The sequence below is a fragment of the Paracoccus yibinensis genome, assembly GCF_030846195.1.
GTDB classification, from domain to species: Bacteria; Pseudomonadota; Alphaproteobacteria; order Rhodobacterales; family Rhodobacteraceae; genus Paracoccus; species Paracoccus yibinensis.
Map to the genome: position 1 here is coordinate 615,055 of NZ_JAVCWH010000002.1, position 13,193 is coordinate 628,247.

General features: G+C 66.7%; 12 protein-coding genes. 4 read left to right on the top strand and 8 right to left on the bottom strand.

Going from position 1 to position 13,193, the window contains the following annotated elements:
* The first annotated feature begins 79 nt into the window (after window positions 1-79).
* Window positions 80-814 carry a response regulator gene (locus RAH32_RS06655; RefSeq protein WP_373429675.1) on the top strand — a complete coding sequence of 245 codons (735 nt, stop codon included), beginning with the start codon at window positions 80-82 and terminating at the stop codon, window positions 812-814.
* A gap of 108 nt (window positions 815-922) precedes the next feature.
* Here the strand turns inward: RAH32_RS06655 and RAH32_RS06660 are convergent, their stop codons facing one another.
* The 7 genes from RAH32_RS06660 to RAH32_RS06690 all read right to left on the bottom strand — a co-directional run bounded on the left by RAH32_RS06660 (window position 923) and on the right by RAH32_RS06690 (window position 8,645).
* Complete coding sequence (locus RAH32_RS06660; RefSeq protein ID WP_306606306.1) at window positions 923-2,101, bottom strand: DUF1501 domain-containing protein; 1,179 nt, start codon at window positions 2,099-2,101, stop codon at window positions 923-925.
* A gap of 4 nt (window positions 2,102-2,105) precedes the next feature.
* The gene (locus RAH32_RS06665) at window positions 2,106-3,455 is read right to left on the bottom strand and encodes a DUF1800 domain-containing protein (RefSeq protein ID WP_306606307.1); all 1,350 of its coding nucleotides are present in this window, start codon (window positions 3,453-3,455) and stop codon (window positions 2,106-2,108) included.
* Window positions 3,456-3,524: 69 nt separating this feature from the next.
* On the bottom strand, window positions 3,525-5,300 hold the full coding sequence (gene aspS, locus RAH32_RS06670) for an aspartate--tRNA ligase (protein ID WP_306606309.1): 1,776 nt from the start codon (window positions 5,298-5,300) through the stop codon (window positions 3,525-3,527).
* 59 nt (window positions 5,301-5,359) lie between these two features.
* On the bottom strand, window positions 5,360-6,022 hold the full coding sequence (locus RAH32_RS06675) for a CPBP family intramembrane glutamic endopeptidase (RefSeq protein WP_306606311.1): 663 nt from the start codon (window positions 6,020-6,022) through the stop codon (window positions 5,360-5,362).
* Window positions 5,995-6,786, bottom strand: coding sequence for a glycoside hydrolase family 25 protein (locus RAH32_RS06680; RefSeq protein WP_306606313.1), 792 nt, complete (start codon window positions 6,784-6,786; stop codon window positions 5,995-5,997). Before RAH32_RS06680 ends, RAH32_RS06675 begins: the two co-directional genes overlap by 28 nt.
* Before the next feature lie 104 nt (window positions 6,787-6,890).
* Window positions 6,891-7,220, bottom strand: coding sequence for a hypothetical protein (locus RAH32_RS06685; RefSeq protein ID WP_306606315.1), 330 nt, complete (start codon window positions 7,218-7,220; stop codon window positions 6,891-6,893).
* A 45-nt stretch (window positions 7,221-7,265) separates the two neighbouring features.
* Complete coding sequence (locus RAH32_RS06690; RefSeq protein WP_306606317.1) at window positions 7,266-8,645, bottom strand: FAD-binding oxidoreductase; 1,380 nt, start codon at window positions 8,643-8,645, stop codon at window positions 7,266-7,268.
* A gap of 146 nt (window positions 8,646-8,791) precedes the next feature.
* Between RAH32_RS06690 and RAH32_RS06695 the strand changes: the two genes are divergently transcribed.
* On the top strand, window positions 8,792-9,685 hold the full coding sequence (locus RAH32_RS06695) for a glycosyltransferase (protein ID WP_306606319.1): 894 nt from the start codon (window positions 8,792-8,794) through the stop codon (window positions 9,683-9,685).
* The gene (locus RAH32_RS06700; RefSeq protein WP_306606321.1) at window positions 9,685-10,488 is read left to right on the top strand and encodes an NAD-dependent epimerase/dehydratase family protein; all 804 of its coding nucleotides are present in this window, start codon (window positions 9,685-9,687) and stop codon (window positions 10,486-10,488) included. Before RAH32_RS06695 ends, RAH32_RS06700 begins: the two co-directional genes overlap by 1 nt.
* A gap of 71 nt (window positions 10,489-10,559) precedes the next feature.
* Here RAH32_RS06700 and cobT read toward each other — a convergent pair whose 3' ends face one another.
* Window positions 10,560-12,416: a cobaltochelatase subunit CobT gene (cobT, locus tag RAH32_RS06705; RefSeq protein WP_306606323.1), complete on the bottom strand. Its 1,857-nt coding sequence runs from the start codon at window positions 12,414-12,416 to the stop codon at window positions 10,560-10,562.
* A 153-nt stretch (window positions 12,417-12,569) separates the two neighbouring features.
* Between cobT and RAH32_RS06710 the strand changes: the two genes are divergently transcribed.
* Window positions 12,570-13,151 (top strand): NADPH-dependent FMN reductase, encoded by a 582-nt coding sequence (locus RAH32_RS06710; RefSeq protein ID WP_306606325.1) that lies wholly within the window; start codon window positions 12,570-12,572, stop codon window positions 13,149-13,151.
* Window positions 13,152-13,193: the final 42 nt, after the last annotated feature.

The window sequence follows — 13,193 nt, forward strand, 5'->3', positions numbered from 1 at the left end:
GAAAGGAAAACCCTGCGGCGTTAACCGCTTCTTAGCGAATCGGCGGCTAACTGGGGCAAGCACAACAGGGGAAACCGGCATGCAGAACGACATCGCCCCCGCCTCGTTCGAGGCATTGCCCATGTGGCGTCTTTCGATGCCAAACCGCCCGCTGGCCGGGCTGACCGTTCTTGTGGTCGAAGATTCGCGCTTTGCAAGCGAGGCGGTGCGCCTTCTGTGCCTGCGATCGGGCGCGCGGATCCGGCGGGCCGATTGCCTGCGATCCGCGGCGCGGCATCTGCAAACCTATCGCCCCGCGGTGGTGATCGTCGATCTGGGCCTGCCCGATGGCGACGGCGCGGATCTGATCCGGCAGGTGGCCAGCACCGAACCAAGGGTGCCGGTGCTTCTGGGCATCTCGGGCGACCCCGATCTGGCCGATGCGGCGCTCGCGGCGGGTGCGGACGGCTTCCTGCCCAAGCCCATCGAAAGCCTTGCCGTCTTCCAGCAGACCATCCTGGCGGCCATGCCTGCCGAAATGCGCGGCCACGGCCTGCGCCTTCTGCCGGACGAGGTGATCCAGCCCGACCCCTCTGGCCTGCGGGACGACCTGGCGCACGTTGCCGAGATCCTGGCCACCGCGCAGGATACGGCAGCGGTCGAATACATCGCGCATTTCCTGGCGGGGATTGCCCGGTCGGCTCACGATCCGGTGCTTGAGGCTGCCGCCACGGCCTTGGCGCGCGACCATGACGCGGGACATGCATTGGCCAGCGATCTGGCGCGGATCAGCGGATTGGTGCAGGAACGCCTGGCGAAGGTTGCCAGCATGTGACAAGGCGGCCTCCCGGCGGGAACTCACACCTCGGGTCGGGCCAAGTCAGCGCCAGTCAGGCCCGATCCTTGCGGCAAGGCTATGGGTTGACAGCCATCCCTGCCGCGATCACCCCAGGATGCGGGGATTGTCTTCAAGGTCGAGACCGGGAAAGACAGTGCGTTCCAGCACATCCCGTGGGATGTCGAACAGATCGCGCATCGCCCAGGCGGCATGGGCGCGGATATCGCGCAAGGGCATCAGGTCACGCCCGGCATAAAGGTTGCCTTCCGCCAGCCCCGGCCAGCCGCCGATCGCCCGGCCGCCACGGATGTTCCCTCCCGCCACCAGCATCGCCCCGCCGGTGCCGTGATCGGTCCCCCCGGTGCCGTTTTCCCGTACGGTTCGGCCGAATTCCGTCATCGCCAGCACGGTCGTCCGCGACCAGTTCGCCCCAAGATCGGCACGCAGGGTCAGGATCGCGGTGCCAAGTCGCTGCAAGGCGCGGTCGATGACCGGCGCTTGCCGCGCATGGCTGTCCCAACCGGAAATCGAAAAGCTGGCGATCCGCGTTTCCCTGTTCAGGCGATCCGCCGTGAACCGCGCCAACGCCTGGGCATCGCGGGCCGGTCCCGTGGCGGGTTCGATCCGGGCCAGGTCGTCGTTGATGATCTCGATCGCCTGTTCGCCAGCGGGCCGGAACAAGGGATCGTCGTGCCAGACATGCGCCAGCAACCGCTGGCCCTGGGCGCTCAGCTTGAATCGGGTCTGCGGCGACCAGCTTTTTGCCGGTGCCGCGCCGTCCAGGATCCGCATGTCGTCAAGGCCAACGGAGTAGGCAGTTTCCGACCGCAGGCCCGGCATGGTCTGCAACAGCCGGTTCAGCCAGCCATCGCGCTGGCTTCTGGTCTCGACATCGGTGCCGGTCCCAGCCTCCAGCATGTCCTGGCCGTCGAAGTGGCTGCGCTTGTCGCGATAGGGCGTGGACACCGCAGGCGCGAAGGCCAGCTCCCCCGCGTGCCACAGCGGCATCAGCGGCGCCAGGGATGGATGCAGCGCGAAAAAGCCGTCGAGATCCTGTGCGCCCTTCTCGGGCCCCGCCGACAGCGTCTTGCGCAGTTGGCGCAGCGCCGGATCGCCATAGGGCTGGAACACGTCCAGGCCGTCCATCGCGCCGCGCAGGATGATGACGACCAGCCGGTTCTCGCCCGGTGCGGCGGCGAAGGTCATCGAAGACAGCATCGGATGCGCGGCGGCCGAACAGCCGATCAGCGCGGTCGATTTCAGAAACAGGCGTCGGGACAGCATCGCGTCATCTCCGGTTGAAATCGGGCGAGGCGAGGATCACGGCCAAACCCTCGGCCGGACTTTCCGCGCGGGGCACCGCCCAGCGAAGTGCGTCCGACGCGGTGCCCCCAAGCGCCGCTTGCAGGAAGTCGCGGGGATCGGGCAGGGTCGGGCGCAGTTTGGGCAACAGGCGCATGGCCCAGTCGATGCGCCCCGCCAGCCCCTGGGCCGTGGCCCAGGCCGACGCATCCTCGGGCCAGCCGTCGGGTCCGCGCGGTGCGCCCCATTTCTGTCCCATGATGAACATGCCGGACAGCAGCCGGTTCTGAAGCGCCTGCTGGTCCAGCGCCATGACGTCCTGGCGCCGAAAGCCGCAGCCGCGCAGCGCCGCCACGACATAGTCGAAGGGCTGGCGAACCTTCTGGCGAAAGCAGTCGCGCAGTTCCGGCGCCTCGGCCAGCGTCAGGTACAGCGCGGGCAGGTCGCCCTTCGTGCTGCGGAACACCTGCGCCAGCCGCCCCACAAGGCTGTCGGGCGGATTGTCGGACACGAAATGGACGGCCAGCTTGTGCGCGATATGCCGGGCGGTGGCATCATGCCTTGCCAGATCCTCGATCACCTGCCGGATGGCGCCCTGTCCCTCGCCCCGCAGATAGGTCTTTCCAAGCACCTGAAAAGGGCCAGGTTCTGCCCAGTTCCCGTTGAAGATGCTGGCCTGGTCGAGGTCGGGCCTGAAGGTCAGCCCCGTCAGAAGCAGCGCAAGCTGGCGCACGTCGCGTTGATGATAGCCCGCCCCGGCACCCAGGCTGTGAAGCTCGATCATCTCTCGCGCAAGGTTTTCGTTGACGCCGCGCCCGCGCTTGCCAGCCGGCGAATTGGGACCGACCGAAAGGGTCTGGTCCAGATACATGATCATCCGGGGGTGGGTCTCGGCGGCGAACATCATCTCCGCGAAACTGGATGTCAGATGCGGCCGGATCGCCTCGTCCACAAAGGCTGCGGCGGACAGGGCGTCGAACAGGTTTGCATTCGTTACCGTGAAATGATCCGCCCAGAACTGCACCAGCCTTTCGCCAAAGCCCCCCGCATCGCCGACGGCGCGGGCAATCCTGACCCGGGGCGCGCGAAGGCCGAGGATACGCACCTCGTCGCGCAGGGATTTCAACTGCGCTTCCTTGTCGGGGGCGCCCGATCGGTTCAGGTCCGCCAGGCGGACACGATAGGGCAGATGATCCCGCGCCAGCGAAAAGGCGTCGCGGTCGGGCGCGGCAGAGGCCACGGCCTCCACAAGGGCCGCTGGGTCGGCTGGCGGACGGGTCAAGGGCGACAGCCCATAGCCAAGCCGGATCGCGGCAAGTTCGGGATATGCCGGCATTCGCGCCCCCTTGCAGAACGGGGGCGATCCCCCGCGCCGAACCTAGGGGCGGGTGGCGACGTTGTCAGATCACTCTTTCGGCAGGACGCGCAGGCGCAACTCGCGCAACTGTTCGTTGGTGGGCTCCGAGGGCGCGCCCATCATCAGGTCTTCGGCCCGCTGGTTCATCGGGAACATGATGACCTGGCGGATGTTCTGCTCGTCCGCCAGCAGCATCACGATCCGGTCGATCCCGGCAGCGCAACCGCCGTGAGGCGGCGCGCCATAGCGGAAGGCCTTGACCATGCCGCCGAACCGCTTCTCGACCTCGCTCGCTGGATAGCCGGCCAGTTCGAAGGCCTTGAACATGATCTCGGGCTTGTGGTTGCGGATCGCGCCGGAAATCAGTTCATAGCCGTTGCAGGCCAGATCGTACTGATAGCCCTTGACCGCCAGCGGATCGCCGGACAGCGCGTCCAGCCCGCCCTGCGGCATGGAAAACGGGTTGTGGCTGAAGTCGATCTTGCCGTCGTCGGTCTTCTCGTACATCGGGAAATCGACGATCCAGGCGAACTTGAACTGGTTTTCCTGGGTCAGGCCAAGTTCGCGCCCGATCTCGTTGCGGGCGCGGCCCGCGACGGCCTCGAACTGTTCGGGCTTGCCGCCCAGGAAGAAGACGGCGTCGCCCTCGCCCAGGCCAAGCTGGCTGCGGATGGCTTCGGTCGGCTCATGGCCAAGCGCCTTGGCGATGGGACCGGCGGCTTCGGTCGAGCCATCCTCGGCCTTGCGCCAGAAGATATAGCCCATACCCGGCAACCCCTCGCGCTGCGCGAAGGCGTTCATGCGGTCGGCGAACTTGCGGCTGCCGCCGGTCGGGGCGGGGATGGCGCGGACTTCGGTCCCCTCCTGCTCCAGCAGCTTGGCGAAGATGCCGAAGCCCGAGCCGCGGAAGTGGTCGGACACCACCTGCATCTCAATAGGGTTGCGCAGGTCGGGCTTGTCGCTGCCGTATTTCAGCATCGATTCCGCGTAAGGGATGCGCGGCCAGTTCGGATCGACCGGGCGGCCGCCGCCGAACTCCTCGAACAACCCCTGGATCACCGGCTGGACGGTGTTGAACACGTCCTCCTGGTCCACGAAGGACATCTCGAGGTCCAGCTGGTAGAAGTCGGTCGGGCTGCGGTCGGCGCGCGGATCCTCGTCGCGGAAGCAGGGGGCAATCTGGAAATACTTGTCGAAGCCCGCCACCATGATCAGCTGCTTGAACTGCTGGGGGGCCTGCGGCAGGGCATAGAACTTGCCCGGGTGCAGGCGCGAGGGGACCAGGAAGTCCCGCGCGCCCTCGGGGGACGACGCGGTGATGATCGGGGTCTGGAACTCGGTGAAGCCCTGGTCCCACATGCGGTTGCGGATGGACCGGATCACCTTGGACCGCAGCATGATGTTGTTGTGCAGCGACTCGCGGCGCAGGTCCAGGAAGCGATAGGCGAGGCGCGTTTCCTCGGGGTATTCCTGGTCGCCGAAGACCGGCAGGGGCAGTTCGTCCGACGGACCAAGCACCTCAAGGTCCGTGGCATAGACCTCGATCTCTCCGGTAGGCAGCTTGGGGTTGACCAGGGACGCGTCGCGCAGCTTTACCCGCCCGTCGATGCGGATCACGGTTTCCGCCCGCAGCTTGTCCATCGCGGCAAAGGCCGGGCTGTCGCTGTCGGCCAGCACCTGCGTCATGCCGTAATGGTCGCGCAGATCGACGAACAGCACGCCACCATGGTCGCGGACCCGATGGACCCAGCCCGACAGGCGGACGGTTTCGCCGGCTGAAGCGGCGGTCAGATCGCCGCAGGTATGGCTGCGATAGGCGTGCATGGTCGTTCCCCGAATAATCCGCCGTGCATCAAGCCCGGCAGGGGCGGGAAGTCAACCTGTCAGAACGGCCGCACCACGTTGCCGCTGTAGAAATAGACGCCCATGCCGACCGCGAACAGCACGTTGCCCGCCACCGCGTGCAGCACCCAGGCCGAGGGAAAGCCGTGGCGCAGATAGGCGCGGGCGAAGAACCAGCCGCCCAGGAAGGTCAGGATCGCCACGATCCAGGACCAGTACATCAGATGGGCAAAGGAAAAGATCGCGGCATTCAGCGCGATGGCCGCCCGCCCCTGCGGAAGGATGGTCCCATAGCGATGGAAGAACAATGGGCGGAAGATCAGTTCCTGCGGCAGCGCGGACAGGAAGGGATAGAACAGCCAGATCACCGCCAGGAACTCGGGCCGCGCGCGGACCATGGCGAACAGCGCGCCGGGCCGGGTCTGCCACAGGATCAGCGCGCCGGCGGCCAGCGTGATCAGCGCGATGCCCGCGATCTCGGCCCAGGGCAGGCGGCGCCAGCCCCGCACCAGCGACCGCCAGCTGAAGCCTCCGGTCAGCCACAACAGGCCCAGCCCCGCCAGACTGAACACCGCAAGCGCACGGAACAGCATATGGGGCGGCATGAACAGCGCAATGGCCAGCGGCGCCCCGAGATAGAGCGCCGCGAACTCGACCCACAGCCCCGCGCGGGGCCTTACCGCGTCAGGCGCGCCTGCAACCATCGCACCCAGTCCGCCTGGCTTCCTGCGAATGCGTTAAGGTCGGTATCGCCCCGGATGCCCGGAACGATGCCCGTGCCGGTATATTGCCAGAAGGCCCACCGCTGACCGGGATAGGGAACGCTGGGATGATTGGCGACCGACCGCAGCCAGAACTCGGCCCGCATGTCGCCCAGCCGGTTGTCGCGATAGAAGTCGACCGTCGTATAGATGATCGGGCGCTGCCCGTAGTGGCGGCCCACGATGTCCATGAAGATGGACGCCTGCTGCTTGATTTCCTGCGGCGACGGGCGATAGGGGCAGGTCCGCGAATTGGTCCATTCAAGGTCGATGACCGGCGGCAGCGACCCGATTTCACGCGGCACCTGCCGGATGAACCAGGCCGCCTGCTCCGCCCCGCTGCGGCAGAAGTAGTAGTAGTGATAGGCGCCGCGCGGGATGCGGGCCGCCGCCGCCTCTCTCCAATACCGGTGGAAGTTCGGGTCGTAATGATCCCCTCCTTCGGTCGCCTTGATGAAGGCAAAGCTGATGCCCGCGTTGCGCACGCGGTTCCAGTCAATGTCGCCCTGCCAGCGCGAGACGTCGATGCCATGGACCGCATGGCCGTAGGGGTGGCGACCGCCCCAGTCATGCGGGGCCGAATCGCCCAATTGCGAATTGGCCCCCGGTCCCGGCGCGGGCCGATAGCCTCCGCGTTCCGGCGTCCGCGAACACGCGACCGCCAACACCAGCATCAGCCCCATCAATATCTTGGTAAAATACCGCATCCTGCCCCTTCGATCTTGCGACGGGCGTTTGACACGCCCTTGGGGTGCTTATCGCAAGATCGTGAGGCAAAGTCACCGGGCCGTGACGGTCACGAGTGCGTCAGTCAGTTCGCCTCCACAGGGGCATCCTCGGTCGCAGGGGCAACATTTTCCGTCGCCGGAGCGGCTTCGGTGCCGCGAACCTCTCCTTCCTCGGGCTCGGGCAGGCCTTCGGGCGAGACCACCGGCGGCGCGGTGCCGTCGATCCCTTCGGCATTGGTGATCGGCGTGTCGCCGGGCGGCGGCGTGGTTGCCAAGCCTTCGTTCTGCTCGTCCATGCCCGGCCTGAACACCATGAAGGCCACGAAAGCGGCGATCAGGACAATGGCAAGGGCGGTCAGGGCCGGCACATGGCGGCGGGCCGAACGTTGCGGGTTATTGTCGTTGTGGGACATAGGGTTTTCTCCGATGGCTTGACAAGGCAACTGCCGGCGAACGGGCTAGTTCCTGTCGGGCACCAGCTTTCCGGGGTTCAGGATGTCATTGGGATCCAGCGCCGTCTTGATCTGGCCCATCAGGTGCCAGCCCTCGCCATGCTGGGCCTGCATCAGGCCGCGCTTGCCAAGGCCGACGCCATGTTCGCCGCTGATCGTGCCGCCGACGGCAAGGGCGCGTTCGGCCATGCGGGTGGCGATGCGCTTGGCCGCCGCGATCTCGTCGGCATTGGCGGGATCGACCAGCAGAAGCGAATGGAAATTGCCGTCGCCCACATGGCCCAGGATGGGACCGATCATCCCCTCGGCCGCAATGTCCTGGGCTGCGGCATGGACGGCGGCGGGCAGATGCGACATCGGCACGCAGACATCGGTGGCCATCCCCGACGCCCCCGGCCGCAAGGCCAGGCAGGCGTGATAGGCCCCGTGCCGCATCCGCCACAACCGGGCGCGATCCTCGGGCGAGGTGGCCCAGTCGAACCCTTCGGCGCCGAACTCGGCCGCGATTTCGCCGAAGCGGGCAGCATCCTCGCGCACGGCACCGGGGCTGCCGTGGAATTCGATCATCAGGTGCGGCTGTTCCGGCATGGCGCTGCCGGAGTGAAGGTTGAAGGCCCGGACCGATGCCGCGTCCACGAATTCGATCCGCGCCATGGGGATCCCCGACTGGATCGTGGCGCTGACGCATTCCACCGCATGATCCAGGCTGTCGAAGGCGCAGACGGCGGCGGCCACCTCCTCGGGCTGGCCGTGCAGGCGCAGGGTCAGTTCGGTGATGACGCCCAGCGTGCCTTCGGACCCGACGAACAGCCCGGTCAGATCGTAACCTGCGCTGGATTTCGCCGCCCACGTGCCTGTGCGGATGATCCGCCCGTCGGCCAGCACCACCTGCAGGGCCAGCACGTTGTCGCGCATCGTGCCGTATCGCACGGCCGTCGTCCCGCTGGCCCGCGTCGCGGCCATGCCGCCCAGGGACGCATTGGCGCCGGGATCGACCGGAAAGAACAACCCCGTCGCCCGCAGTTCCGTGTTCAGCGCCTCTCGGGTGACGCCCGGCTGGACGCTGGCCTGCATGTCCTCGGCCCTGACCTCGACCACCTTGTCCATGCGCGACAGATCCAGGCTGATGCCGCCCCGAACCGGCAGGGCGTGCCCTTCAAGCGAGGTGCCGGTTCCCCAGGCCACCACCGGCACCCGCGCCTCGTTGCAGGCGGACAGGATCGCCGACACTTCCTCCGCGTTCTCGGGCCAGGCCACGGCATCGGGCGGCGGGGACCGGTGAAAGGTCTCGGATTGCGCATGATGGTCGCGGTCCGCCGTCGTCTCGGACAGACGTGTTCCCAAGATGCCACGCAGACGGTCTGAAAGGAGGGTGGGCAGGCTCATGGTCATTTCCTTGATTGATGCACGCAGGTTAGCCTGCGGTTGAACCATGGCAAAGGCCGCGGCGTTCTGTCATCGACGGTTTACAAAACTGCCATAACGTCGCACCAACCCGCTGTCAGACTTGTTTGGACTGCCCAGGATAGCCGATGGACACCACCCGGATCTCGCCGCTGTATCGGACAGCCTTGCGCGACAGCGATCACAGCCTTCCCGAAGGCCTGCGGCCCGAAACAGCCGCCCGGACCGACCACGCTTATGTCACGCTGGTGACAAATCCCGACTACCTGCCGGGGGCCGAGGCGCTGCTGCGGTCGCTGAAGCTGACGGGAACGCGCGCAGATCTGGTGGTGATGCACCGAGGCCTTGGTCCGGCGCATCTGGCCCGGCTGCGCGCGCACGGCATCCGGCTGATTGCGGCGGACCTGCTGCCCACTTCGGAAAGCTTCGACCGCGCCCATGCTCGTGACGCCCTGCACGCGCGCGCGGCCTTCACCCAGGGCGGCAAGCCCGATTTCCACACGCCGCTGGACAACTTCGTCAAGCTGCGGCTGTGGCAACTTGATTACGACCGCTGCATCTTCATCGATGCCGACGCCGTGGTGCTGCGCCCTGTCGAAAAGCTGTTCGACCTGCCGGAATTCTGCGCGGCCCCCAATGTCTATGACGGACTTGACGGGTTCCACCGCATGAACTCGGGCGTGTTCACGGCGCGCCCCGACATCCGCACTTTCAACGCAATGATGGCGCATCTGGACCGGCCCGGCGTCTTCTGGCGCCGCACCGACCAGACCTTCCTTCAGGATTATTTCCCCGACTGGCATGGGCTGTCGATCCACCATAACATGCTGCAATATGTCTGGATGAACATGCCCGAGCTGTGGAGCTGGGAAGACATCCGCATCCTGCATTTCCAGTACGAAAAGCCGTGGCAGGACCACGACAAGACCCATCTGCTGCGCCCCCTGATCGACCTGTGGCACGCCATCGCGGAAGGCCAACCCGTTCCCGATCTGGCCGCCCAGGTCCGCCCGGCTGCCTGATGCGCATCGCGCTGACCGGCGCCTCCGGCATCGTGGGGGGCTTTGTCCTGCGCGCGGCCTTGGCTGCGGGTCATCAGGTGACTCGTCTGGACCGCAGCACCGGCTTTCAATTGGGCGACGCCCCCGACCTGTCGGACCATGACGCTCTGATCCATTGCGCCTTCGCTCATGCCCCAGGCCGCTATCGCGGCGGCGAGGGCGATGATCCCGAAGGCTTCCTGCGCCTGAACGGCGACGGCACCCGCCACCTGTGCGACGCGGCTGTTCGCGACGGGGTGGGGCGGATCGTCTTTCTATCCTCGCGCGCGGTCCATGACGGCCATCCCCCGGGCACCCCGCTGCCGGACGACCTGCCCGCCCGGCCCGCCAATCTTTACGGCCAGGTCAAGGCAGATGCCGAGGCTTACCTGGCCACCCTTCCCGTGCCAGCAACCGCGATCCGGGCCACCGGCGTTTATGGACATCCCGGCAAATGGCGCGACCTGTTCGGCGACTTTCTGAACGGCTGTCCCATCCCGCCCCGCATCGCGACCGAGGTTCACGGCGAAGACCTGGCGCAGGCGATCCTGCTGCTGCTGGAACGGGACGACCCGCCCGCGCAGGTGAATTGCAGCGACCTGATCCTGGACCGACACGATCTGCTGGCCGAGGTGCAGGCGCTGACGGGCTGCCCGCACCCCCTGCCCGGCCGGGCGGATCCGGCGCCTTTGCGGGTCCAGACCTGCGACCGCCTTCATGCGCTTGGCTGGCAGCCAGGTGGTCTCGCAAAATTCCGCGCCACCCTGCCCCATCTTCTGTGCTGAAATATCCTCGGGGGTAGGACGCCACAGGCGTCCGCAGGGGGCAGACGGCCCCCTGCCACCGCAGGACGCCATCAGGCGCGACGTGCCAGGGCTCGCGCCCGCTTACGCGGATCGGCATCGAACAGCGCCGCCAGTTGCTCGGTGATCGCCCCGGCCAATTGGTCGGCATCGGTGATCGTCACCGCGCGTTCATAATACCGCGTCACGTCATGGCCGATGCCGATCGCCAGCAGTTCCACCATCCGCTTCCTTTCCACCATGGCGATCACGTCGCGCAGGTGCTTTTCCAGGTAATTCGCCGGATTGACCGACAAGGTCGAATCATCCACAGGCGCGCCGTCGGAAATCACCATCAGGATCTTGCGCGCCTCGGTCCGACGGACCAGCCGCTTGTGTGCCCATTCCAGCGCCTCGCCGTCGATGTTTTCCTTCAGCAACCCTTCCTTCATCATCAGCCCAAGGTTCGGCCGCACCCGCCGCCAGGGCGCATCGGCGGGCTTGTAGATGATGTGGCGCAGGTCGTTCAGCCGCCCCGGCTGCGCAGGACGGCCCGCCTGCAACCAGGCTTCGCGCGACTGGCCCCCCTTCCAGGCGCGGGTGGTAAAGCCCAGGATCTCGACCTTGACGCTGCACCGCTCCAGCGTGCGGGCCAGGACATCGGCGCAGATCGCCGCGATGGAAATCGGGCGGCCCCGCATGGACCCCGAATTGTCGATCAGCAGCGTCACCACCGTGTCACGGAACTCGGTGTCCTTTTCCACCTTGAAGGACAGGGGCGTGGTCGGGTTCGCCACCACACGCGCCAGGCGGCCCGCGTCCAGCACGCCTTCCTCCTTGTCGAATTCCCAACTGCGGTTCTGCTGGGCCTGCAGGCGGCGCTGCAACTTGTTGGCCAGCCGTGACACCGCACCGCGCAGCGGCTCAAGCTGCTTGTCCAGATAGGCGCGCAGGCGCTCCAGCTCGGCGGGATCAGCCAGATCCTCGGCGCGGATTTCCTCGTCCCATTGCTGGGCGAACACCTTGTAATCCGCGCTCGCCTCGCTGACCGGGGGTGGCAGGTCGGGCGGAGTTTCCGACTCAGGCATTTCGGCCTCGTCGGTCAGTTGCTCGTCGGACTGGTCGTCCATGCTGACCTGGGCCTGCCGTTCGTCCTGCTGCTGTTCCTGCGACCGCTCGGGCGAGGCCTCGGCGTCCTCGCTGTCATCCTGGTCGCGCGACTGGTTGTCGCCGGCTTCCTCATCCTGCTCGGCGTTTTCGTCGGCGTCGTCCTCGTCCGGCTGGTCGGGATCGTCGCCAAGCTGGTCGCCATAGCCCAGGTCGCTGATCACCTGCCGCGACAGGCGCGAGAACGCCGCCTGGTCGGCCAGAACCTCGTTCACATGGGAAAGGGACGCGCCTGCCTGCTGCTCCACGAAGGGGCGCCACAGATCCGCCACATGCTGCGCCCCGGACGGCAGTGCGCGGCCCGTCGCCGCCTGCCGGACGATGTATCCGGCGGCCACCGCCAGGGGCGCATCGGCAGGCGCCTTGATCTGGCCATAGCCCTTCTTGTCCGCGTCCGCGCCAATCCGCGCGTCGATGTTGGACAAGGCTCCCGGCATGTCGCGCGCGCCAAGCGCCTCGCAGCGCGCGGTCTCCATGGCCTCGTAAAGTTCGCGCGCCATGGGGCCGGCGGGGGCGAAGCGGGCATGGGTTGCTGCGTCGTGATGGCGCAGACGCATCGCCAGGGCATCGGCGGTGCCGCGCGCCTGCAAGACCTCGTCCCGGCCCATGCGGCGGCTGACCTGCGGCAGGCGCATGGTGTCGCCCGCCACGCCGGACGGATCGGCGCTGAAGGTCACGTTCAACTCTCGGTCGCTGGCCAGGGCGCGCGTCGCCTCGGTCAGGGCCTTCTTGAAGGGATCGGCGGGGTTGTCGGACTTTTTCATGGGAATTTATAGACCACCGCCACGCGCCCCAGGCAAGGGCGCATGTGCGGGAATGCGGCACAGGCTGTGCATCGCTGCCTGCGAAAAAGCTGAACCGCGCCTGCAAACAGGCGTTAGGCTGGCCGGGCCATTCCCCATGAAAGGACATCTTCCATGAGCAAACCCCGCATCGGCGTCATCATCAGTTCTACCCGCGACAGCCGCTTTGCCGACAAGCCGGCGCAGTGGCTGATGGACAAGGTCAAGGATCATCCCGACCTGGACTTCGACCTGATCGACCTGCGCGACCAGAACCTGCCTTTCTTCAACGAACCCGCGTCGAACCTGTGGATGCCCTCCAGCGACCCGAATGCGGTCGCCTGGCAGGAAAAGCTGGCGGGGTTTGACGGCTTTGTCTTTGTTGTCGCGGAATACAACCGGTCCATCACGGGGGCGCTGAAGAATGCCCTGGATCAGGCCTACAGGGAATGGAACCGCAAGCCCTTCGCAGCCCTCGCCTATGGCAGCATGGGCGGCGCCCGCGCCCTGGAACACCTGCGCCTGATCGGGATCGAGCTTCAGATGGTGCCCCTGCGCAACGCCGTCCATATCGGCGCGGGCGATTTCTTCAAGGTGTCGCCTCTGGGATCGGACGCCCCGATGAGCGAGATCGAGAGCAATCTGGAAGGTTCGCTGAAGGCGATGCTGGAGGAACTGGCCTGGTGGGCCAAGACCCTGCAAAGGGCGCGGGGCTGAGACAGCGCCGGGCAGCATCCGCAGGATGCTGCCCGCATCCGG

What these genes read in the sequence shown, in the direction of transcription:
- RAH32_RS06685 (WP_306606315.1), bottom strand. Translation starts at nt 7,220, where the DNA reads ATGTCCCACAACGACAATAACCCGCAACGTTCGGCCCGCCGCCATGTG.
- RAH32_RS06695 (WP_306606319.1), top strand. Translation starts at nt 8,792, where the DNA reads ATGGACACCACCCGGATCTCGCCGCTGTATCGGACAGCCTTGCGCGAC.
- RAH32_RS06675 (WP_306606311.1), bottom strand. Translation starts at nt 6,022, where the DNA reads ATGGTTGCAGGCGCGCCTGACGCGGTAAGGCCCCGCGCGGGGCTGTGG.
- RAH32_RS06665 (WP_306606307.1), bottom strand. Translation starts at nt 3,455, where the DNA reads ATGCCGGCATATCCCGAACTTGCCGCGATCCGGCTTGGCTATGGGCTG.
- RAH32_RS06660 (WP_306606306.1), bottom strand. Translation starts at nt 2,101, where the DNA reads ATGCTGTCCCGACGCCTGTTTCTGAAATCGACCGCGCTGATCGGCTGT.
- aspS (WP_306606309.1), bottom strand. Translation starts at nt 5,300, where the DNA reads ATGCACGCCTATCGCAGCCATACCTGCGGCGATCTGACCGCCGCTTCA.
- RAH32_RS06700 (WP_306606321.1), top strand. Translation starts at nt 9,685, where the DNA reads ATGCGCATCGCGCTGACCGGCGCCTCCGGCATCGTGGGGGGCTTTGTC.
- RAH32_RS06690 (WP_306606317.1), bottom strand. Translation starts at nt 8,645, where the DNA reads ATGAGCCTGCCCACCCTCCTTTCAGACCGTCTGCGTGGCATCTTGGGA.
- RAH32_RS06710 (WP_306606325.1), top strand. Translation starts at nt 12,570, where the DNA reads ATGAGCAAACCCCGCATCGGCGTCATCATCAGTTCTACCCGCGACAGC.
- RAH32_RS06655 (WP_373429675.1), top strand. Translation starts at nt 80, where the DNA reads ATGCAGAACGACATCGCCCCCGCCTCGTTCGAGGCATTGCCCATGTGG.
- cobT (WP_306606323.1), bottom strand. Translation starts at nt 12,416, where the DNA reads ATGAAAAAGTCCGACAACCCCGCCGATCCCTTCAAGAAGGCCCTGACC.
- RAH32_RS06680 (WP_306606313.1), bottom strand. Translation starts at nt 6,786, where the DNA reads ATGCGGTATTTTACCAAGATATTGATGGGGCTGATGCTGGTGTTGGCG.